Origin of the sequence: Lentibacillus populi (assembly GCA_014642895.1) — a bacterium.
GTDB classification, from domain to species: Bacteria; Bacillota; Bacilli; order Bacillales; family Amphibacillaceae; genus Lentibacillus_C; species Lentibacillus_C populi.
In genome coordinates this window covers 34,667-55,036 of the sequence record BMJD01000001.1, presented here as the reverse complement: position 1 = coordinate 55,036, position 20,370 = coordinate 34,667, and the positions used below count along the sequence as shown (strand labels likewise).

At 40.9% G+C, this 20,370-nt stretch carries 20 protein-coding genes; 6 read left to right on the top strand and 14 right to left on the bottom strand.

Annotated features, from left to right (window positions below):
* Nucleotides 1-178 precede the first annotated feature (178 nt).
* Genes IEX12_RS00335 through IEX12_RS00325 form a run of 3 tightly spaced genes read left to right on the top strand, consistent with a single transcriptional unit; the run spans nucleotide 179 to nucleotide 2,637 of the window.
* On the top strand, nucleotides 179-832 hold the full coding sequence (locus tag IEX12_RS00335) for a GNAT family N-acetyltransferase (protein ID WP_188724538.1): 654 nt from the start codon (nucleotides 179-181) through the stop codon (nucleotides 830-832).
* The gene (locus IEX12_RS00330; protein WP_188724537.1) at nucleotides 833-1,483 is read left to right on the top strand and encodes an acetoin utilization AcuB family protein; all 651 of its coding nucleotides are present in this window, start codon (nucleotides 833-835) and stop codon (nucleotides 1,481-1,483) included.
* Nucleotides 1,480-2,637 carry an acetoin utilization protein AcuC gene (locus tag IEX12_RS00325; RefSeq protein ID WP_102415036.1) on the top strand — a complete coding sequence of 386 codons (1,158 nt, stop codon included), beginning with the start codon at nucleotides 1,480-1,482 and terminating at the stop codon, nucleotides 2,635-2,637. Before IEX12_RS00330 ends, IEX12_RS00325 begins: the two co-directional genes overlap by 4 nt.
* A 134-nt stretch (nucleotides 2,638-2,771) precedes the next feature.
* Here IEX12_RS00325 and motS read toward each other — a convergent pair whose 3' ends face one another.
* The 4 genes from motS to IEX12_RS00305 form a co-directional block, all read right to left on the bottom strand.
* Nucleotides 2,772-3,563, bottom strand: a complete 792-nt coding sequence (gene motS / locus IEX12_RS00320) for a flagellar motor protein MotS (RefSeq protein ID WP_102415035.1) — start codon at nucleotides 3,561-3,563, stop codon at nucleotides 2,772-2,774.
* The gene (motP, locus tag IEX12_RS00315) at nucleotides 3,553-4,377 is read right to left on the bottom strand and encodes a flagellar motor protein MotP (RefSeq protein WP_102415034.1); all 825 of its coding nucleotides are present in this window, start codon (nucleotides 4,375-4,377) and stop codon (nucleotides 3,553-3,555) included. Before motP ends, motS begins: the two co-directional genes overlap by 11 nt.
* A gap of 109 nt (nucleotides 4,378-4,486) precedes the next feature.
* The gene (ccpA, locus tag IEX12_RS00310; RefSeq protein ID WP_088050894.1) at nucleotides 4,487-5,488 is read right to left on the bottom strand and encodes a catabolite control protein A; all 1,002 of its coding nucleotides are present in this window, start codon (nucleotides 5,486-5,488) and stop codon (nucleotides 4,487-4,489) included.
* A 287-nt stretch (nucleotides 5,489-5,775) separates the two neighbouring features.
* Nucleotides 5,776-6,852: a bifunctional 3-deoxy-7-phosphoheptulonate synthase/chorismate mutase gene (locus IEX12_RS00305; protein WP_088050895.1), complete on the bottom strand. Its 1,077-nt coding sequence runs from the start codon at nucleotides 6,850-6,852 to the stop codon at nucleotides 5,776-5,778.
* 127 nt (nucleotides 6,853-6,979) lie between these two features.
* Here IEX12_RS00305 and IEX12_RS00300 point away from each other — a divergent pair, with 127 nt between their 5' ends.
* Entirely contained in the window at nucleotides 6,980-9,115 is a 2,136-nt protein-coding gene (locus IEX12_RS00300; protein ID WP_188724536.1) for a cell division protein FtsA, read from the top strand.
* 80 nt (nucleotides 9,116-9,195) lie between these two features.
* Here the strand turns inward: IEX12_RS00300 and IEX12_RS00295 are convergent, their stop codons facing one another.
* From IEX12_RS00295 to IEX12_RS00260, 8 genes are all read right to left on the bottom strand, one after another.
* Nucleotides 9,196-9,621 carry a YtxH domain-containing protein gene (locus IEX12_RS00295; RefSeq protein ID WP_088050896.1) on the bottom strand — a complete coding sequence of 142 codons (426 nt, stop codon included), beginning with the start codon at nucleotides 9,619-9,621 and terminating at the stop codon, nucleotides 9,196-9,198.
* Nucleotides 9,622-9,640: 19 nt separating this feature from the next.
* Nucleotides 9,641-10,048 (bottom strand): DUF948 domain-containing protein, encoded by a 408-nt coding sequence (locus tag IEX12_RS00290; RefSeq protein ID WP_088050897.1) that lies wholly within the window; start codon nucleotides 10,046-10,048, stop codon nucleotides 9,641-9,643.
* A gap of 368 nt (nucleotides 10,049-10,416) precedes the next feature.
* A complete protein-coding gene (gene murC / locus IEX12_RS00285) occupies nucleotides 10,417-11,739 on the bottom strand; it encodes a UDP-N-acetylmuramate--L-alanine ligase (protein WP_088050898.1) in 1,323 nt (440 codons plus the stop codon).
* 227 nt (nucleotides 11,740-11,966) lie between these two features.
* The gene (locus IEX12_RS00280) at nucleotides 11,967-13,082 is read right to left on the bottom strand and encodes a nicotinate phosphoribosyltransferase (protein ID WP_088050899.1); all 1,116 of its coding nucleotides are present in this window, start codon (nucleotides 13,080-13,082) and stop codon (nucleotides 11,967-11,969) included.
* A 127-nt stretch (nucleotides 13,083-13,209) separates the two neighbouring features.
* A complete protein-coding gene (locus IEX12_RS00275; protein WP_102415032.1) occupies nucleotides 13,210-15,519 on the bottom strand; it encodes a DNA translocase FtsK in 2,310 nt (769 codons plus the stop codon).
* Nucleotides 15,520-15,669: 150 nt separating this feature from the next.
* Nucleotides 15,670-16,272 (bottom strand): YtpR family tRNA-binding protein, encoded by a 603-nt coding sequence (ytpR, locus tag IEX12_RS00270; RefSeq protein WP_088050901.1) that lies wholly within the window; start codon nucleotides 16,270-16,272, stop codon nucleotides 15,670-15,672.
* 15 nt (nucleotides 16,273-16,287) lie between these two features.
* The gene (locus IEX12_RS00265; protein WP_102415031.1) at nucleotides 16,288-17,091 is read right to left on the bottom strand and encodes a DUF1444 domain-containing protein; all 804 of its coding nucleotides are present in this window, start codon (nucleotides 17,089-17,091) and stop codon (nucleotides 16,288-16,290) included.
* A gap of 35 nt (nucleotides 17,092-17,126) precedes the next feature.
* Complete coding sequence (locus tag IEX12_RS00260; RefSeq protein WP_088050903.1) at nucleotides 17,127-17,444, bottom strand: thioredoxin family protein; 318 nt, start codon at nucleotides 17,442-17,444, stop codon at nucleotides 17,127-17,129.
* A gap of 196 nt (nucleotides 17,445-17,640) precedes the next feature.
* On the opposite strand from IEX12_RS00260, the gene IEX12_RS00255 reads away from it, so the two are divergent.
* Nucleotides 17,641-18,081 (top strand): YtoQ family protein, encoded by a 441-nt coding sequence (locus IEX12_RS00255; RefSeq protein ID WP_088050904.1) that lies wholly within the window; start codon nucleotides 17,641-17,643, stop codon nucleotides 18,079-18,081.
* A 33-nt stretch (nucleotides 18,082-18,114) separates the two neighbouring features.
* On the opposite strand, the gene IEX12_RS00250 is transcribed toward IEX12_RS00255, so the two are convergent.
* Together IEX12_RS00250 and IEX12_RS00245 are read right to left on the bottom strand one after the other, a co-directional pair.
* Nucleotides 18,115-18,621, bottom strand: a complete 507-nt coding sequence (locus IEX12_RS00250) for a DUF84 family protein (RefSeq protein WP_155555419.1) — start codon at nucleotides 18,619-18,621, stop codon at nucleotides 18,115-18,117.
* A 163-nt stretch (nucleotides 18,622-18,784) separates the two neighbouring features.
* Nucleotides 18,785-19,849 (bottom strand): M42 family metallopeptidase, encoded by a 1,065-nt coding sequence (locus IEX12_RS00245; RefSeq protein ID WP_155555418.1) that lies wholly within the window; start codon nucleotides 19,847-19,849, stop codon nucleotides 18,785-18,787.
* A gap of 171 nt (nucleotides 19,850-20,020) precedes the next feature.
* Between IEX12_RS00245 and IEX12_RS00240 the strand changes: the two genes are divergently transcribed.
* Nucleotides 20,021-20,335 (top strand): PepSY domain-containing protein, encoded by a 315-nt coding sequence (locus tag IEX12_RS00240; RefSeq protein WP_088050907.1) that lies wholly within the window; start codon nucleotides 20,021-20,023, stop codon nucleotides 20,333-20,335.
* The last annotated feature ends 35 nt before the right edge of the window (nucleotides 20,336-20,370 follow it).

The window sequence follows — 20,370 nt, the reverse complement described above, 5'->3', positions numbered from 1 at the left end:
CATCCACATAAGGAGGGAATTCCCTCCTTTATTTTTTTGACTTCTTTTTACAAATTTGTCATACTATTTATGAATTTATTTAAAACATTCCCCCTTTTACTAAAAATCAGGTGCACAATCCTGTATACTTGTAGTGTATCCTGCTAGTAACTTAATTTAGGGTGGTGAACATAATCGGATGAACCATACGAAAACCTGTCACAAGATGACGCGTGATACTGCTCGTGGAATCATTACCATTGAAGGGCCACTAGCATCAACGGAATTAAAACAGTACCAGTTTCATGAAGACTTGACCGCTTTCCGCCCCGCCAAAAAGCAATTTGCAGCCATATTGGATATTGCTGATTTCCCGGAAGGCAGACTGATTATTGCCAGAACAAGTGATACGATTATCGGTTATGTCACCTATTTGCATCCAGATCCGCTGGAGAGATGGTCAGAATTTAATATGGACGATCTGATCGAATTAGGTGCCATCGAGGTAATTCCGCAATATCGCGGTGCAAAAATTGCCTCTGGCCTATTAGAGGTTTCGATGATGGACGACTATATGGAAAACTATATTGTGATATCTACCGAGTATTACTGGCATTGGGACTTAAACGGAACAAAATTAAGTGTTTGGCAATACCGCAGTGTGATGGAAAAAATGATGGCAGCCGGCGGACTATCCCCTGCCCCAACAGACGACCCGGAAATCATTTCCCATCCAGCCAACTGTCTGATGGTCCGAATTGGTGAAAATGTACCGGAGGAATCCATTAAGCAATTTGATACATTGCGTTTTTTACAAAGACACCATTACCGTAATATGAGGGAGGGATTCTAAATGCTCGTTGAAAATATCATGAAAACAGATATGCAGACATTGCCGCCGAATGCAACGATTGCCGAAGCCTTAAAGTTGCTGCAGCAGTACCACATCAGGCATATACCGATTACCAACGAACATAATCACGTCATAGGAATTGTCTCAGATCGTGATGTCCGGGATGCCAGCCCATCCATTTTCAATGAGGATGCCGGACAAACAGAGTTGCAAAATGAAATTCAAACTATTATGAGTCAGCCAGTTGTTACGGTTCATCCACTTGATTTCGTTGAGGAGATTGCCCGTATTTTTTACGACGAGGAATTTGCTTGTCTTCCGGTTGTAAGCAATAATGAGCTTATTGGCATTGTTACAGAGAAAGACATGCTGTACACATTGATTCAGCTGACAGGAACAAATGTCCAGAGTTCGCATATTGAAATAAAAGTACCGCATAAACCGGGAATTTTACCTGAAGTAGCATCGGTGTTCGGGAAACGCAAAACAAACATTACATCTGTGCTAGTCTACCCATACCACGATGATCCGAACTATAAAATTCTTGTATTTCGCATTCAAACGATGAATCCGATGCCCGTTGTACAGGATTTACGGGCGGCAGGATATGAACTTTTGTGGCCGAACGATATAATGGGGCCAAAATTATGACATGCAATTCTTCCTTTGTTTTTTCCAATGCATATTTAAACTATCATTTCCATTCGGATCATCCTTTTAACCAAAAACGGGTAGTATTGGCAAAAGAGCTGTTGGAAGCAGCAAACACCCTTGAGCAACACGAGATCATTGCCCCACGATTAGCGACGGATGAGGAACTCGCGTTATTCCACGATAAGGCATATATCCAGGCTGTTAAAAAGGCAAGCAGCGGAAAAATGTCTGCAGATGAAGGTTTTGAGTTTGGTCTCGGTACCGAGGACACACCAATTTTTACAAACATGCATGAAGCATCCAGTTTTCTCGTTGGTGGTTCATTAAATGCGGTTGACACGGTATTGGAAGAAAAATCAGCCCATGCACTTAATTTGGGGGGCGGTTTGCATCACGGATTTAAGCGAAAGGCGTCCGGATTTTGCGTTTACAACGATGGTGCTGTCGCGATCAAATACATGAGAGAAAAATATAATGTAAGAGTATTATACGTTGACACAGATGCACACCACGGTGATGGCGTGCAATGGGCATTTTATGAGGATCCAAATGTTTGTACGTTCAGTATCCATGAAACAGGCCGCTATCTATTCCCGGGTACTGGCAATGTCAATGAACGCGGCATCAAAGAAGGGCACGGCTATGCCTTCAATCTCCCTGTTGATGCGTTTACAGAAGATGCCTCTTTCTTACAAGTATATGAATCCGCTTTAACGGAAATTTGCGCGTATTTTAAGCCGGATGTTATTGTAACGCAAAACGGTGCAGATCCCCATGCCTATGATCCATTAACACATCTTTGTGCTACTATGACCATTTTTGAAAAAATACCATTACTGGCACACGAAATGGCTCATCAGTATTGTGATGGAAAATGGATTGCTTTGGGCGGAGGTGGCTATGATATCTGGCGCGTTGTCCCAAGAGCGTGGGCCCAGGTTTGGAATGTCATGAAAACAGGTCATCCAAAGACAGGCAATATTCCGGATAAATGGATCAAGCAATGGCAACCGCAAGCACCAGTAACGCTTCCGGATACCTGGCATGATGATCCAGCGATCGTACCGGAAATTCCAAGAAAAGCGGAGATCACGGAAAAAAATGCAAAATTTCTACTTAGTTTATTAAAGTACACAAAAAATAAACAGTGATCAATGAACAAGTCGAGCTGACAATATTTCATCAGCGCCAACCCGATATTGTCCATTTCATCCAACGATCAATCTGGAAAGAAACTTAAATTTAAAATGGATAAAGCGAGATAGCACCTGTACGTCATCTCCCTTTATCCATTATTCTGTTCTGTATTATCTTCCAATATGACGATTTCAACACGTCTGTTTTTACTCCAATTTTTTTTCGAGGTGTTCGGTACAATTGGTTGTGTGTCCCCATAACCTACTGAGGAAAAACGGGATTCATCAAAATCGTTCTCTGTAATGAGATAACGAATAACACTGCTGGCTCTTGCCCCGGATAATTCCCAATTTGACGGGTAGCGGAAATTCGAAATTGGTCTGCTGTCTGTATGTCCTTCTACTTTCACATGATTTGGCATCTCTTCAAGCAGTGTACCTATTTTATTGAGAAAGGGTTTCCCGGAATCGAGAATAGCGGCTTCTCCAGAGTCAAATAAAATACTCTCCTGTAATACCAAAACGACACCACGGTCGGTTCGGCTGGCCGAAATTACGTTTTCTAGCTTATTTTCATGCAAGTATTTCTCAACGTCTTCCATTAATTTATCCAGTGAATCTGTTTTATCGCCAGTTTCGTCATCCCTGTCATTTAAATTTTCCAATTGTGCGGGGTTCTCAAACTCGTTGGAATTTTTCCCGCTTTCCTGATCACTCGTACTTTCAGTTGGATTCTCCATCGGTACAGGTGATGGATAAAAATCTAAAACCATCCGGTTCCGAAATGACTCAGAAATAGCCTCAAATTTTACTAAATCAATTTGTGACATGGAGAACAATAATATAAAGAAGACAAGTATTAATGTGACCATGTCTGAATAGGTAACCATCCATTTTGGTGCACCGTTATTTCTCGTTTTCTTTATTTGTCTACGCTTCATGGACGCTCTCCTCCACGAACGCTGCTTCATCCTGCTGCTTTTCTGACAGCTTCGATTCATTGGAGAGAAACGCACTAAGCTTTTCCTCCAGAATCCGTGGATTTTGTCCGGACTGAACTCCAATAATCCCTTCAATAATAATTTGTTTCATAAAAACTTCTTCTTCTGTTTTTCCTTCCAATTTACTTGCCATCGGAATAAATACCAGGTTAGCAAGCACCGTTCCATACAGGGTTGTCAGAAGCGCAACAGCCATTGCCGGCCCCAATGTAGCAGGATCCTCAAGATTATTCAGCATTAGAACCAGTCCGACCAGCGTACCAATCATTCCCCATGCTGGTGCGTATTCCCCAGCTTTTTCAATAATGGCTCGTCCTTGATAATGGCGTTCCTCCATTGCTGTGATTTCCGCATTCATAATATCATTGATTACTTCCGGTTCAATCCCGTCAACAGCAAGCAATATACCTTTTTTAATGAACGGATTCTCCACTTCATCCAGCTCATTTTCCAAGGCCAATATCCCTTCCCGGCGTGCGCGTTCCGACAATTGTACAAACAGTTTGATCAATTGTGGGAGCTGCTGATCGTTTTTGTGAAATGCTTCTTTCAATACCTTTGTTGCCAGCTTCATTTGTTCCATTTTAAAATTAATCATCAATGATGCGATCAACCCGCCAATTACAATGAAAATGGAAGAAACATCAAGAAACGTGATAGCCCCTTTGCTTCCACCATTTGTTAAAATGGCAAGCATAATCATAATAAATCCGAATGTAATGCCGATTGGAGTTAATATATCTCTTTTCCTCATCGTAATCTCCCCAAACCTAGATGAATAACGGGAAACTGCACACAGGATCCTCATCAAGCTGATTAAACTGCCGTTTCCCTTCCAATATGACTCATTCTATATATCGGCATTATTTTCGATTTGTTGAGTCCCTTTCAATAATTCGGTGTGGCAATACAACCTTCTTCTCGGATACATCTTCTTTATTCATATATTTCGTCAATAACCGCATCGCTACTGCACCAATATCATACATTGGCTGGACAATGGTTGAAAGTGTGGGACGGACCATTGTTGCGATTCTCGTGTTATTAAAACCAAACACCTCGATGTCCCCGGGTACGTTTAGGCCTTTATCCTGTATTCCATGGATAACCCCTAATGCCATCTCATCGGAAGCGACAAATATTGCGGCCGGCTTTTTATCATGTGATAATAGCTGTTCAGCAGCCTCTATTCCCGAATCATACGAATAGTCACCTTCTACAACGTAATCCTCGTTGACAGTTGCACCTGACTCCTTCAGCGCCCGAGTATAACCAGCAAATTTCAATTTATTGATAAGCGTTCCATCCTGACTAGTTACATAAGCAGGATGGTCATTTCCCTGATCGATTAGAAATTTCGTTGCTTCATAGGCAGCAGCTTCATAATCAATGTTAACCGATGGAATTGTCTCTGATTCGTCAAATGTTGCTGCCAGTACAACTGGAACAGACGATGATTGAAATTGGTTCACATGCTCCTCAGTAATGTCTCCACCCATAAATAAAATACCATCAACTTGTTTTTCCAGCATCGTATTGATCAATTGCAATTCTTTATCCTTGTTCTGGTCCGAATTACTCAAAATAATATTGTATTTATACATTGTTGCTATATCCTCTATACCCCTTGCTAATTCGGCAAAAAAGATGCTGGAAACATCCGGAATAATCGCACCTACTGTCGTTGTTTTTTTACTAGCTAGTCCTCTGGCAACGGCATTAGGCCGATATCCCAGCCGCTCAATTGTTGCCAGTACCTTTTTACGTGTTACAGGTTTCACATTCGGATTTCCATTAACCACACGTGAAACTGTTGCCATCGATACATTTGCTTCCCTTGCTACATCATATATTGTGATATTCATTTTGCTAAAACCTCCAAATTTTTAACGTTGACACGTCCTAAAGTTATATATATCATACTGTACCACAAAATAAACAATTAAAAAATAAAAAGACTGATCAAATGTTGACCAGCCATTATTTTTCTTAGTAAAGCAGGCGAAAAATTTACAGATTTATACAACTAACCTAGAAAAATCCATTTCCAGGTTGTTAGTGTTCCCCCTCCATACGATAAGTTAATATCGGTGAAAGGGGACGTGCCGGTTTTAGTCGTCCTTCCTCAAAATGGGCGCTTGCGCTTTTGTGCTTATGAACGGGCAGCTGTTGCCGTATAGGAAGCTAAAGCATCCATGAACGAATCAAACATTGGAATATCCATTTGCTGTGCAGAATCAGACAGGGCTACTGCCGGATCCGGATGCACCTCGGCCATTACCCCATCGGCACCAATTGCCAGAGCAGCCTTTGCTGTTGGAAGCAGCAAATCCCTTCGACCAGTTGAGTGTGTTACATCAACCATAACAGGTAAATGTGTCTCCTGTTTCAAAATCGGAACAGCCGAAATATCCAGTGTATTCCGTGTCGCTTTTTCATACGTTCTAATTCCGCGTTCACAAAGAATAATATTTCCATTGCCACGTGATATAATATATTCTGCAGCATTGATAAATTCTGATATTGTTGCGGATAAACCACGTTTCAATAATATAGGCTTATTGACATCCCCTGCTGCCTTTAGCAGCTCAAAGTTTTGCATATTACGTGCGCCAATCTGGATGACATCAAGGTAATCCACCGCCTTTTCAATATGTGCTGGATTAACAATTTCGCTTACCACCGCCAGATCATATTCATCGGCAACCCGTTTCAAGATTTGCAGTCCTTCGATTCCAAGTCCCTGGAAATCATATGGTGATGTTCTAGGCTTGAAGGCACCACCCCTTAGCAGTTTAACCCCTCTTCGCTTAACCGCCTCCGCTACCGCGCTCGTTTGCTCATAGCTTTCAACAGCACACGGACCGAAAACAAAATGGGTATTACCATCTCCAACCTTTTCTCCCTTAATATCGATCACCGTATCTTCCGGTTTCTTTTTCCGCGAAACGAGCAGTGCTTTACGATGATCATCCTCTTGCAGCTCCAGACTAGCCTTGAAGATTTCTTTGAAAATGTGTTCCACTGTCGAATCTTCAAATGGACCATCATTATGCTGGACAAGCTTATTCAGCATATCCCGCTCTCGTACAGGATCATATCGTTTCATACCTTGCTTATCCTTTATTTCACCGATTTGCCGAACGAGCTCGGCACGCCGATTTACAAGCTCTAACAGTTCAAGATTAACACTGTCTAACTGATTGCGCAGTTGTTCCATTTCATTCATCCTAAAATCTCCTCCTAAATATAATACATTTTTAATAATTAGAGACAATTATAGCTAAAAATTTTTTCTTTGTCAGCAAAAAGTTTATAATTATAACTATATTCTTTCTGGAAAGGGATTTTTCATGATGGAAGAGCGCATTTTTGCACTGGATATTGGTACAAGATCCGTAACAGGTATTTTATTAGAAAAACAGAGTGATAGATTTTCGATTATCGATTTCTATACAAAAGAACATAAGGAACGATCAATGCGGGATGGGCAAATACATAATGTAATTGAAGTTGCTGACGTTATCCATGATGTTAAACAGCAGCTCGAACAACCATATGGCGAATTACCGTCCGTTTGTGTTGCTGCTGCCGGCAGGGCACTTAAGACGGTTCAAGCAACTGCTGAGCTTGATTTAAACCAGCAGCCAATTGCAGAAAACGATATAATCAAGCATTTGGAATTAAGTGCTGTCCAAGCGGCCCAGCGCCAGCTTGCCAACAATGAAAATGATGGTGACTATACAAACTATTATTGTGTTGGTTATTCTGTACTGCACTATAAGCTTGATGGTGAAGTAATCGGTTCCTTGATTGATCAGAGCGGCAAAAAGGCAGCAGCAGAAATTATTGCTACATTTTTGCCAAAAGTGGTCGTCGAATCTCTTTTAGCGGCGTTATCACGAGCGGAATTGGAAATGGAAGCACTGACCCTGGAGCCGATTGCGGCAATTCATGTACTTATCCCGGAATCAATGCGGCGGCTGAATGTGGCACTTGTCGACATTGGAGCTGGTACGAGTGATATTGCTATAACAGATAAGGGTACAGTTGTCGCCTATGGAATGGTTCCGGTTGCCGGCGATGAAATAACGGAGGCGATCAGTGATTACTATTTATTGGATTTTCCAGAAGCAGAGCAGACGAAAAAGGAAATTGTATTGAATGGTAAGGATACCGTTCAGGACATCCTGGGCTTTGAAACAACGATTGACCATACTACGTTAATGCATGACATTACATCAGATGTTGAACGATTAGCAGGTGCAATTGCCGAGGAAATCATTCAATTAAACTCACGGGCGCCGAAAGCTGTCATGCTTGTTGGCGGTGGCAGTTTGACCCCAGGGATAAACACGGCTCTGGCAAAGAAACTGCAGCTGCCAGCCAATCGTGTTGCGGTACGAGGAATTGACGCGATCCAACATATAACAAAAACAGAACAACTTCCGACAGGTCCTGATTATGTGACACCAATCGGGATTGCCATTGCCGCTATAGAGAATCCAGTACACTATGTCAGTGTCAGTGTTAATAATCAAACCATCCGACTGTTTGAAATGAAGCAATTAACAATTGGCGATTGTTTGGTACAGGCTGGAATTGAGATAAATAAATGGTATGGAAGACCAGGAGTTGCAGCTATTGTTACGGTAAACGACAAGACCGTCACACTACCAGGCGAATACGGAAAAGCGCCTGTAGTCCAGTTAAACAACAGCCCAGCAAATGTTGATACAATCGTTCATCATGGTGACAGCATTTCGCTTGTAAAAGGCGTGGACGGAAAAGAACCAACCGTTACTTTGGAAGAGCTTGTTGGCGAAGTCTCATCGTTTACGATCTATTTCAACGATACAGCCTATCAAATCACGACTACTTTCTATGTCAACGGGGTTCGTCAAGAAAAGGATTATATTCTGCAAGATAATGATAGCATCGAGTGGAACCAAACCAGAACCGTTCAGGACTTTATCGAAACATTGGCTCCGGAAAAACGTAAAACAGTACAAGCATTTCATGTGTATGTAAATAACAAGGAGGTTATCCTGCAGAATAAAGGTGGGACACAGCTGTACTTGAATAACGAAAAAGCGATAATCAATCAACCATTAAAAAATGGCGATCATATAACCATCAAAACACGAAAGCATCCGACTGTTAATGACATACTTAACCAGTGTCATGAAGTGCTTTGGGATTCCATTACGGTCACGTTTAATAACAAACCGGTTTTGGTAAAGCAGCAATTCAACAAAGTTTATCGAAATCAGGAGGAATTATCCGAGGATACACTTCTTATGCCGAATGACAAGCTTGAGGTGAGACGACAAACTGTTACACCGTATATTTTTCAAGACATTTTTCGTTATATTGAGATCGATTTAGCGAATGCTTCAGGAAATTTCAAACTGTATAAAAACAAACAGCCAGCGACTTTTCATGAAACCATTCACGATGGCGATAATCTGGAGCTGATTTGGGAGGATTAAATCGACACGCGATCGTCCCCCATTTATTACACATAAAAAGGAGCTAACCTTAAAAGGCAGCTCCTTTTTATGGTAAAAGGTTATTTCTTTTCCAATTCATCTGCAGCTTCTTCAATTGCTTCGGCTACTTCTTCAGCTGCTTGTAATGCCTCGTCCTCTTTATTCCGCTTATCCTGCAGCTTGTTTTGGACGGTTTTGGTTAACTCCTGTGTTTTTTGTGAAACATTCTTTGATAGCTGAGAAGCGGAATCTACTGCTTTGCCTTTCACCTCTGTACCCATATTGTACGCTTTATCTTTTAATGCAGATCCTTTTTCATAGGCAACATCTTTCCAATCATTCGCCCGGTCTTTTAATTGGGTGGCACCCTGATTAATATCCCCCCGTAGTTCTTTACCGGATTTTGGCGCATATAATAGTGCAGTGGACGCACCAACAATACCACCAATTAGCGCTCCAATAACAAAATCTTTCGTGTTTATATTACCATCTTGTTTGGCTCCCATACAATCTCCTCCTCCAAATTTATTTATGTTTATTTTTTTTCCATAAATCCATCATTGCTGCGCCCCACTTCACTGCCTGTGATGCCTTGTCCTGATTCTGGGAAGCAGATTTCGAGATGCTTGCTGAAACTTGTCTTAATGTTTGATTGAAATCTTTTACCGTGTCACCAATACCTTTTACACCTTCAAAAAGACCATTCATTTTTGCGGATTTTTGACTTGCATCCTCTGCTAGTTTATTCGTTTTATTTAATAATTCCTCTGTCTCTTTGGTAATCCCCCGCATTTGTTTTTCCATATTTTCCATTGTATCCGCTACGTTATTTAATGTACGTCGGGCAGCTACCAATGTCATTGCTAAATAAGCTACTAATACTGCAAAGGCCACAGCAGCAATAAACGCAGCAATAGCTAATAAGTATTCCATGTAATTCAGCTCCTTCTAAATATATGTATTTTATTTTATACAGTAATGTTGATTGATAGTCATTAGTATTAACTAAGATACCAACAATTACTTAAATAATACCCGAACAAAATTGGACTAAACCTATTCCTTGTTCAACTATACAGGTTTGTCCAATTCATTTCGACAAAAACGGATAAATTCCTTGGCAATGCTTGTATATTCATCATGTGGAAAAAGAGCCTTTACGTGCATGTTCGAAAAGTTGCCAAACTGGGTCTTAAAGGTTGAGCCAGTTTAATAAGAGCACCAAGGAAAATTCCCCCCGAGTATGCCGCTTATCATTTGATGACTTTTTGAACAACCTATTTAACATAGACTCTTCCATATCAGGCATTTTTCAATTTATTATCATACATACTTAATTGTTCCTCATAAGCTTGCTGGAATTTTTGAATATCTCCTGCTCCCATGAAAATCAAAACACTGTCGGGATAGCTTAGCAGACGCTCAGTGTGTGTCAAATCCAGTATCGTGCTGCCATTAATCAGCTTTTCCAGATCATGAATCGTAAGTTTTCCACTTTCTTCTCTCGCAGATCCAAAAATATCACATAAATATACGTGATCGGCCATATCTAAACTATCGGCAAACTCCTGCAAAAATGTCTTTGTCCTTGTAAATGTATGTGGCTGAAAAATGGCGACAATTGATTTCCCCGGATACTTCTTTCTTGCTGAATTAATTGTTGCCTCTATTTCTTTCGGATGGTGTGCATAATCATCAATTAAAACCTGAGTCCCCGCTTTTTTCTCGGTAAACCTGCGCTTAACGCCTTGAAACGTACTGATTTTTTTGATGTCCTCAGCCTGCATGCCTTCATAATGACAAATAGCAATGACAGACAAAGCATTCAAAATATTATGGTCCCCGTAAAACGGAATCGTAAATGTGTCATAAAAAGTATTCCGCACAAACACGTCAAATTGCGTACCGCTTTCCGTTTCAATTACATTTTGCGCCTGAAAGTCATTTGTATTTGCAAACCCATAATACATTACTGGTACTTTGGCCTGGATTTGCTGCAATTTTTCATCATCTCCACACGCAATAATTCCTTTTTTTACACGATCTGCCATTGATTGAAATGCATCAAACACATCATCAATGCTCGTAAAATAATCCGGATGGTCAAAATCAATGTTCGTCATAATCGCATAATTCGGTTCGTATTGCAGGAAATGGCGGCGATATTCACATGCTTCAAAAACAAAATACTTGCTGTCCACATGGCCTTTACCTGTACCATCACCAATTAGATAAGAGACTGGGTATGTTTCGTTTAAAACGTGAGCAAGCAATCCTGTTGTCGATGTTTTCCCATGTGCACCGGTTACCGCAATACTTGTATATTGCTTTAACCATTCTCCTAAAAACTCATGATAACGATAAAATTTGTTTCCCTTTTCTCTTGCAGCTTTAATTTCAATATGGTCTTCTGAAAATGCATTTCCGGCAATGATCGTATAGTCATCTTTGATGTTATCTTCTAAAAAAGGGAGTATCGGAATGCTTTTCTCCTCTAATGCTTCCTGTGTAAAAAAACGCTTTTCTACATCAGATCCTTGCACCTTTTCTCCGGAATCGTAAAGTATATGGGCAAGGGCACTCATTCCTGTCCCCTTAATACCAATAAAATGGTAAGTTGTCATAAAAAAGAACCTCCAAATTTATGTGTAAAAAGGATTAGCCATCCTTCTTTTCGGGTAGCTATTACATAATTATAGCAAAAGTAAAGTAAGAGTAAAATAAATTATTTTTTCTCCACCGTCAGAATAATGTTACTGTATTTTCTCTTACTCAGGAAGCGTTAACTCTAAATGCCGCTAAACCGATAGATATGGCCACTTCCAGCACTGGTTTGTATCCGCTTTCGTTTTTAAATCGTCTGGCTGCTGTATTCTACTGGTTCAAGACGTGGGTTTGGTCTGTACCGTCTTCCCTCTTTTGCTTCTGGTGTGCCGTTAAGCAGGACATTATCACCTGTGAAGCCAATGTTTATATTTAATAAACTGCCGCCAACACCATACATATCCACGGGAACACCAAGCATTTCAAACTGTTCAATACGTTTTTCAGTAAATCCGCCGCTTACAACAATATTTACGTGGGGATATCCTTCTTCATCCAGTGCTTTTCGCAATGCAAATATAAGTTCAGGACTTGCTCCACGCGGATCGAAAGTGCCCATCAAATGATGATTTCGCAAAAAATATTTATCAACAAGTGTCCGTGATGTATCAACACGTACACCTTTTAAATCTGTGCCGAATGCCCTGGCAACCTTTAACGCATCTGTTATCACGTCGTTATTATAATCAACAAGTGTAACAAGCTCATCCTCAGGATACATTTCATGGTACGCTTTTGATGCAGCGACAACATCACCGCGAAACATTTGGATCATCGCGTGTGGCATTGTGCCCATTCCCTTTTTCCCCCACCATTCGTTCATTGCATGAGTTGCTTGTGCTGTTGAACCGCCGATAAAGGCAGCATAACCGTCACCTGCCTGCTGGGTAAAATGATCGTCACGATCGCCCATAAAAATAATCGGCTTCTGTTTACCTGTAGATCGGGCCGCTTTTACGACATTATATACATTTGTTGCTACCGATGTTCTTCTTGCTAAAATTCCGTCAATAATCCCCTCCAGAAAGCCAAAATGCTGATAGGCTCCAGAAATGGTCAGGACCGTTTCATAGGGTGCAATCTTATCGCCATCTTTTAATGAGTGGATTTCCAATTTTTCAGGTTCATGCGCAAATGTATGTACTAATGCAATAGCTTCATCGGTTCCACATAAAACGGCATGTTTTTTCTGAAAAAACTGCATCGTTACATAATTATTGGGAAGCCTTTTCTCAGCAATTTCTTTTGTTTTCAAAAAATATACTGCCGAGAACCAGCCTTCCCTGATACGCTCATCAAACTTAAATGTTTTATTTGTCAAGCGTTTAATCTCCCCGCTTAATTTTTGCTCAATTTCTTTCATAGGTTTGCTTCTCCTTATATGATAGTGTGACAGTTTGCCGTTTCTCTATAGTAAGAAGTGGTCTGATCGTTTTGAACACGCTTATAACCTATCATATAAGAATATATCTGGTTCGACAAGGAAAAAATTATTCCTGAATTTTCAGTTGTGAATTGGAAATTAACACCTCTCTTGGCTTACTCCCATTTTGCTGAGCGATAATCCCCTTTCGTTCCATTGTATCCATTAAGCGGGCAGCGCGATTATAGCCTATTTTGAAATGGCGTTGTAATAATGATGTACTGGCACTATGCTGCTCAACAACAAAGGCAACTGCTTGCTCCAATAAGTTATCCTCTTCGTTTTCAACATCGATTTGCTCCAGCAGCTCATCCTGCTCAAATAAATAATTGGCAGGAGCAATCGTTCTGGCATACTTGGTAACCCGTTCAATCTCGTCATCCGAGACAAATGCTCCTTGCAGCCGTACACTCTTGCCAGCACCATTTTCTACAAACAGCATATCCCCTTTTCCTAATAGCTTCTCAGCACCGCTTGTGTCAATGATCGTCCTTGAATCAACCTGTGATGAAACACTAAACGCGATTCGCGTCGGAATATTTGCCTTAATTAATCCCGTTATAACATCCACTGATGGGCGCTGTGTAGCTAACAATAAATGGATTCCGCATGCCCGTGCTTTTTGTGCAATCCGGCATATGGCGTCCTCGACATCCTGCGGGGAAACCATCATCAGATCAGCCAACTCGTCAATAACGATGACCAAAAACGGCATTTTCTCATCGATCCGGTTTTGCTTCTTCATTTTTTGATTATATCGCTCAATATCCCTGACACCTTCATGGACAAATTTCTCATATCGCTCTTCCATCTCATTAACAGCCCATTTCAAGGCCTGTGTCGCTGCTTTTACATCAGTTATCACTGGTGCAACAAGGTGCGGGATATTATTAAATGGCGCAAGTTCAACCATCTTTGGATCAATCAGCAGAAATTTAACGTCTTCATGACTGGCCTTATACAACAGACTAATCAGGATCGTGTTAATGCACACGCTTTTCCCTGACCCGGTTGCACCAGCAATTAAACCATGCGGCATTTTCTTAATATTGGTGATTAACGGTGCGCCTTCAATGGTTAAACCTAAAGCAATTGTTAGCGGTGATGTGCTGGTTTTAAAAGCTTCTGTCGCAAAAATTTCCTGTAACCCAACCATTTGCGGCTTCGGATTGGGGATTTCAATCCCAATGGTATTTTTTCCAGGAATTGGTGCTTCGATACGGATATCCTTTGCTGCCATATTCAATTTTAAATCATCGCTCAGATTTTTTACTTTGCTGACCTTCACCCCCATTTCCGGATGAACTTCAAATCTTGTTACGGAAGGTCCTTGTGTCGCATTGACTACCCTTGCCTTGACATGAAAATATTTTAACGTTTGTTCCAGAAGCTCCTGCTGGTTCGTTACCCACAGTTGATCCTGACTATTTTTCGGTTCAGGGTCGGCCAATAAATAATACGGAATGTCACTTTTTGGATTGGGTGCAATTGGATGAAGTGTGTTCATCCTTTGTTTTCTCTCACGATGCCTCCGTTTGTCGTTTGCACTCATCATGACATTAAATGGCACTGTGTGATTTGACTTATTGTTCGCTTGTTCTTCTATCTTTCGTTTACGTTCTTTTCGTTGGTTATTGCTGTTTGGAGAAGCAACTGGATTTCTCTTTTTTGGTAATTCTTTGACGTGTACACCATTTATCTCTGCTGAAGTCTCGACTTCCTGCTGCTCTGGCTTTTCATTTTCAGTATGTTCGTCCACGGTATGTTTAGATCTATTTTGCTGGACCTTCGCGTACTTCTCCGCTTCCTTCTCGTCAGTTACAGCGGGATGCCCTACTGTTTCCTTGTTTTCTTGTAATACCGACTGGTTCTTTACTGCTTCATTATCCCCTACTTTCCGTTGTTCATTGGTTTCCTTTGTTTCTTTCGTTTCCTGTATCACCGGCAAGTCAAAAGCTGCCGCAGCCGCTTCCTCCGTTTGCTGTTTACGGACGAACGCCGGAATCTCTTCTACCTCTTTTTCCTTTTTTCGCTTTTGATAACCATAAATTGGCGACGGGACTTCCGTTGGGCGAAATGGCTTGTTATCCGTTGTCTGTTTTTCTATTTTGCTCTCGGTTTTTTGCGGCTCTGCCGGCTTTTTCGGTTCTCTTCGTTTTCGTTCAAATGCCGGTCTTTCTATCGCTTCATTCGTTTTAGGATCGTCAGGGATCACTGGAAAACGAAAGGATTTTCGATTCGGGTATTTATGCACAACCTTCGTATGTAGTTCCTGATCATGAAAGCTGTGTTCACGTGGCTTTCTCTCTATTTCTTCTTCCTCTATTACCTCTGTAAAAAATAGATCCGTTATTCTTTTCTTCCATTGGTCCCACATATTTTTCACTCATTTCTTTCTCTGCTTAAAACTTCTTCCACTCTATTTTATCAGTTTTTCATGTTGTTTGTTAGTGTGTATTTCACATCAGCCTTTAAACAGAAAAACAACCCAAGCCCTGAAGACATAGGTTGCTTTTTGAACTTACACTTAAAAATGAAATGCATCTCCTTTTTTGTAGCTGTCTTCCAGCACGTAGATACCTTTTTCTTTCGGCGCATTCGGCAAGCCTAATTCTTTTTGCGAACATATCATACCATTCGATGGAACCCCACGTAATTTTGTCGGTTTAATTTTAAGTCCGCTTGGCATTACTGCCCCGACCTTAGCTACTACAACCTTCTGGCCGGAATCAACATTCGGTGCACCACAAACGATTTGCAAGGTTTCATCTCCGGTATCAACCTGACAGACACTTAACTTATCAGCATTTTCATGAGCTGTTTTACTTTTCACATAGCCAACAACGAATTTCGGACTTAAATCTAACTCAAGCTTATCGGACAGCCCATTTTTTGCAAAAAATGCTTTTAATTTGCTTAACAAACCCTCCGTTAATACGAATTTCCCGGTATCAGACAGTTCGAAATGGGTGGAAGCCTGAAAAATATTATATCCTAGTACTTTTCCCTGCTGATTTGTAATCTTTGTAATGTCTCCATAGTGCTCCTGCTTTATCTCATAGCGATTGCCATCGTCTAAAGGAATAATGAGTACATCACCAATTCCCGTCGGATTATAAAATACATCCATCTACGTTCATCCTTTCTATTTCTCCGGCCTGTTTTTTGCCAAAATGAAGATCGGTTCCAATCTTCTATCCTCGTAAATGAATGATAAGGATGTAATTGGAATTCTGCCTTCTGCAAAAAACTTCATCGTCATCTGTGCTAATATATCATAGCCTGTTTTGTTTTGAATGTCAGCCAATATCAAAACATCCTGATGCGGAACCGCCAAGGCCAGTTCCCCTTTACTATTTGCTTTCATTTCTTCCAAAAATGCCTCGTTTAGAATTCTGCTTGCATCATAACCGTCTTGTGTTGCAATAAAATAAAAATCATTGTCTGCTACGGTATCCTTTTTGGGATCGGCCTTTAATGAACGAATATTAAATGTTGCAATCTCGTCAATTCGTTCATAAGTCCAGTTTTCTTTTTCCAGCATCGGTTCGTCAATTAACCGGTACGATTTCCCCAGATCCAAGGCATAAAAAATCCGCGTTTCTGCCGTGTGATCCTTTGTGGCCAATGTCGTACCTGCCTTCGTTTCAGTCGGAAAGGATGTTGCCCGGATAACCGGAAAAATATGCTTCTCCATCCCGGTTAATTCATATTCCTGATTCATAATCCGCAGCGACTCCGTAATATGGTCAACTAACTCATCAATTGCCTGCTCACCGCGCTGATTATATTTTCCGATCACGTTCGGCAACGTAATCGTAACTCCCTGCTTCGTAACCTTCCATTCAATCCGAAACGTATCCTTATCCCTGTTATAGGAAGTCTGATAATCCGGATTCACAAGCCGCTCTTCCAAGATCCGTTTCATTTTTATGCTTGTCATTTTCATCGCTTATTCCTCCTTCACGGAAGCTCCAATCGGAATTAGTCCGGCAACCCGTCCAAAAATGCCTCAATTTCTTCCTTCGTTTTTCGATCTTTACTGACAAACCGGTCAATTTCTTCGCCCTCCTTAAATGCAATAAAACTAGGTATACCAAAGACATCGTATTCCTGGCACAATTCAATAAATTGGTCACGGTCAATCAATATAAACGTAAACGCTGGATATGCATGTTCAATTTCGGGTAAAATTGGTTCGATCACCCGGCAGTCCGGACACCAATCCGCACTGAATAATGCAATAACCGAATCGTTCTCTATATATTTTACAAATTGCTCTTTTGTTTCCAATGTTTGCATGTCCATCAACCTCCAATGTAATAGTATCTTTGTTTTTCTGTGATAGCAACAAAAAGCTACCTGATTAAAGCAGGAAAATCCTGCACTTCAGCTATTTGACTAGGTTATATTTTTCCAACCATGCAGAAGGATTGCATTACGTAAAAAAGTCTTTAAAATGGAAGTATGATAATGAACATGTTTTGGAGGGATTAGAATGGAATTAACCGTTTATTTAGCTGGCCAGATTCATGACGATTGGCGTAAAGATTTACAAAAGAAGGCAGAGGAAAAAAAGCTTCCGTTAACGTTCGTAGCGCCACAAACAAACCATGATCGATCAGATAATATTGGCGAAGATGTTTTAGGCGAACAACCAGGTAAAATTTATAAAGATGATGCAGCGTCAAGCATCAATAACTTGCGAACCCAAGTGTTAATGCAGAAATCGGATGTCGTCATTGCTCTTTTCGGTGAAAAATACAAACAATGGAATACGGCAATGGATGCAAGTGCTGCCATTACGATGAATAAACCAACGATTATTATTCGCCCTGAATCACTGATCCACCCATTAAAAGAACTATCGAATAAAGCAAATGTTACCGTTGAAACTGTTGATCAGGCTCTTGATGTATTAAACTATATTTTTGAATAATTGGGTTGCAGCGGAATCCTTTTCCGCTGCATGTTAAAACCGGTTATGAAACTCCCACTGTCCGCGCAACAGTTTTATGATATGGACAAACATTTCCTTCCTCGTAACAAGTTCATTCGTGAAAACACCAATTGCCCCTTCTTTTTTCCGTACTTCTTGTTTTTTGGCGAATTGATCCATGACATCTCCTAATTCATGGCCTTTTTTTAATTCGGTATTGATTTTTTCCGGTAATGGAATTCTGGCACCACTTGCTGTATAAATATTTCTTTCCTGGTCAACCAGCGCTCCCCAATTACACAAATAAAGCTGATCTTCTACATACATCACGCCACCTTCAAGACCAACTCCGAGCGTGTTCGGGTTTTTCTGTACACATTCCAATGCCCGGTTAACCGCACCTTCTCTTGTTTCCTCATCTGAAAATGGTTGTGCGGATACACTCGAAGCTGCGTCCATATTAATTACTGTATACGCCGGGAATATTTCTAGAACAGCGTTAACTTTTGCCGGGTTTTTCGAACCAATGATAATTTTCATTTACGAATTCCTCACAATCAAAAAGCTAGCCGCTACCATCCAACACGGCAGCGGTTTTGGTCCTTACTTGGGAAATTACAAATTTCATATGATGCAACTAGCCGGACAGTCATAACGTAGCCACGTACGGCTCCAGCGCTCTGCGGCTTCCGCTTTTTGTTAATTATTTACTACGAATATAATCCACCGTATTTTGATCGGTTGTTTTTACCAACTTAACTAAAAGTTCCTTGGCTGCCGCGTAATCATCCACATGAACGATTGATGCTGACGTATGAATATAACGAGAACAAATGCCAATCACCGCTGATGGAACACCATCGTTTGCCAGATGGACCTTCCCCGCATCTGTTCCACCTTGGGATATAAAATACTGATATGGAATATGATTCGACTCAGCTGTCTCTAAAACAAACTCACGCATTCCTTTATGCGTTATCATCGATCGGTCAAAAATCCTTAGCAAGGCTCCTTCGCCTAATTGTCCAAATTCCTTTTTGTCACCTGACATGTCATTTGCCGGTGATGCATCCAGTGCATAAAAAATATCCGGCTGAATCATATTCGCGGCAACCTGTGCCCCCCGTAAGCCAACCTCCTCCTGGACAGTAGCACCAGAGAACAATTGATTTGGCACGGTTTCGTTTTGCAATTCTTTTAAAAGTTCAATGGAAAGTCCGCATCCATAACGATTATCCCATGCCTTTGCCAGGATTTTTTTGCTGTTTGCCATTGGGGTAAACGGACAAATTGGTACGATTGCCTGCCCTGGTTTAATCCCGATTTGTCGTGCATCGTCACGGTCATCTGCACCAATATCGATCAGCATATTTTTTGTCTCCATCGGTTTTTTGCGCTGTTCAGGTGTAAGGTTATGCGGAGGAATGGATCCAATGACTCCGATTACCGGACCATTAGCTGTCATTATCTGGACGCGCTGCGCAAGCATGACCTGATTCCACCAGCCACCAAGCGTCTGAAAACGAATCATCCCGTTTTCCGTAATTTGCGTAACCATAAAGCCAACTTCATCCATGTGCCCAGCAACCATAACTTTAGGACCCTCGCCCTTTTTGACACCAAAAATGCCACCTAAATTATCCTGAATAATCTCATCTGCATATTTTTGCAATTCACCCTTCATAAATTGGCGAACGAGATGTTCATTACCTGATGCCCCTTGTAATTCGGTTAATGTTTTAAAAAGCTCCAGTGTCTCTTGTTTCATATGTTCTCCCCTCATCCCTTTTCTATGTATTGCTTAATCTAAGTATAACGGAAAGGCTGTTGCTCTTTCCACCATCCACTATCGTATTTCATTTTCTATTTTTTAAGTTTTGCGGTATACTAACAAGTGAAGTTACCCGGTTTTAAATTTGTAGCTTGAGGTGATAATAAAATGGGAATGAAAAAGGCTGTTCTAGCAGCAGGGTTAGGTGTAGCTGTTGGGTATTTAGCAAAATGTCAAGTAGATCAATTACAAAAAGTAACACCGGAAAAAGCATTGAAACAAGCAAAAGAAACATTTAAAAGAGAAGGGCCGATTAGCGGTTCATGGATTTATATGAAACCAGAACAGGTTGAAAAAAACGGTTTAACATACAACGCCTATCGTGGTGGTGTTACCCGTAACATCGACGGGGAGAACAAACAATTTGAATTCCATGTTGATATGGAAACAGGCGCTGTGATTGACGCTATTCAAACAACATAAGAAGAAGCTGCTCGTTTATAAGAGCAGCTTTTTTG

Bases quoted from the DNA above. Each gene is read 5' to 3' on its own strand.
- IEX12_RS00275 (WP_102415032.1), bottom strand. From the start codon at position 15,519: ATGTGGGACCAATGGAAGAAAAGAATAACGGATCTATTTTTTACAGAG.
- IEX12_RS00295 (WP_088050896.1), bottom strand. From the start codon at position 9,621: ATGGGAGCCAAACAAGATGGTAATATAAACACGAAAGATTTTGTTATT.
- IEX12_RS00240 (WP_088050907.1), top strand. From the start codon at position 20,021: ATGGGAATGAAAAAGGCTGTTCTAGCAGCAGGGTTAGGTGTAGCTGTT.
- motS (WP_102415035.1), bottom strand. From the start codon at position 3,563: ATGAAGCGTAGACAAATAAAGAAAACGAGAAATAACGGTGCACCAAAA.
- motP (WP_102415034.1), bottom strand. From the start codon at position 4,377: ATGAGGAAAAGAGATATATTAACTCCAATCGGCATTACATTCGGATTT.
- ccpA (WP_088050894.1), bottom strand. From the start codon at position 5,488: ATGAATATCACAATATATGATGTAGCAAGGGAAGCAAATGTATCGATG.
- IEX12_RS00290 (WP_088050897.1), bottom strand. From the start codon at position 10,048: ATGGAATACTTATTAGCTATTGCTGCGTTTATTGCTGCTGTGGCCTTT.
- IEX12_RS00330 (WP_188724537.1), top strand. From the start codon at position 833: ATGCTCGTTGAAAATATCATGAAAACAGATATGCAGACATTGCCGCCG.
- IEX12_RS00265 (WP_102415031.1), bottom strand. From the start codon at position 17,091: ATGAAAATGACAAGCATAAAAATGAAACGGATCTTGGAAGAGCGGCTT.
- IEX12_RS00280 (WP_088050899.1), bottom strand. From the start codon at position 13,082: ATGAAAGAAATTGAGCAAAAATTAAGCGGGGAGATTAAACGCTTGACA.
- murC (WP_088050898.1), bottom strand. From the start codon at position 11,739: ATGACAACTTACCATTTTATTGGTATTAAGGGGACAGGAATGAGTGCC.
- IEX12_RS00300 (WP_188724536.1), top strand. From the start codon at position 6,980: ATGGAAGAGCGCATTTTTGCACTGGATATTGGTACAAGATCCGTAACA.
- IEX12_RS00250 (WP_155555419.1), bottom strand. From the start codon at position 18,621: ATGAAAATTATCATTGGTTCGAAAAACCCGGCAAAAGTTAACGCTGTT.
- IEX12_RS00245 (WP_155555418.1), bottom strand. From the start codon at position 19,849: ATGAAACAAGAGACACTGGAGCTTTTTAAAACATTAACCGAATTACAA.
- IEX12_RS00305 (WP_088050895.1), bottom strand. From the start codon at position 6,852: ATGAATGAAATGGAACAACTGCGCAATCAGTTAGACAGTGTTAATCTT.
- IEX12_RS00260 (WP_088050903.1), bottom strand. From the start codon at position 17,444: ATGCAAACATTGGAAACAAAAGAGCAATTTGTAAAATATATAGAGAAC.
- IEX12_RS00335 (WP_188724538.1), top strand. From the start codon at position 179: ATGAACCATACGAAAACCTGTCACAAGATGACGCGTGATACTGCTCGT.
- IEX12_RS00325 (WP_102415036.1), top strand. From the start codon at position 1,480: ATGACATGCAATTCTTCCTTTGTTTTTTCCAATGCATATTTAAACTAT.
- IEX12_RS00255 (WP_088050904.1), top strand. From the start codon at position 17,641: ATGGAATTAACCGTTTATTTAGCTGGCCAGATTCATGACGATTGGCGT.
- ytpR (WP_088050901.1), bottom strand. From the start codon at position 16,272: ATGGATGTATTTTATAATCCGACGGGAATTGGTGATGTACTCATTATT.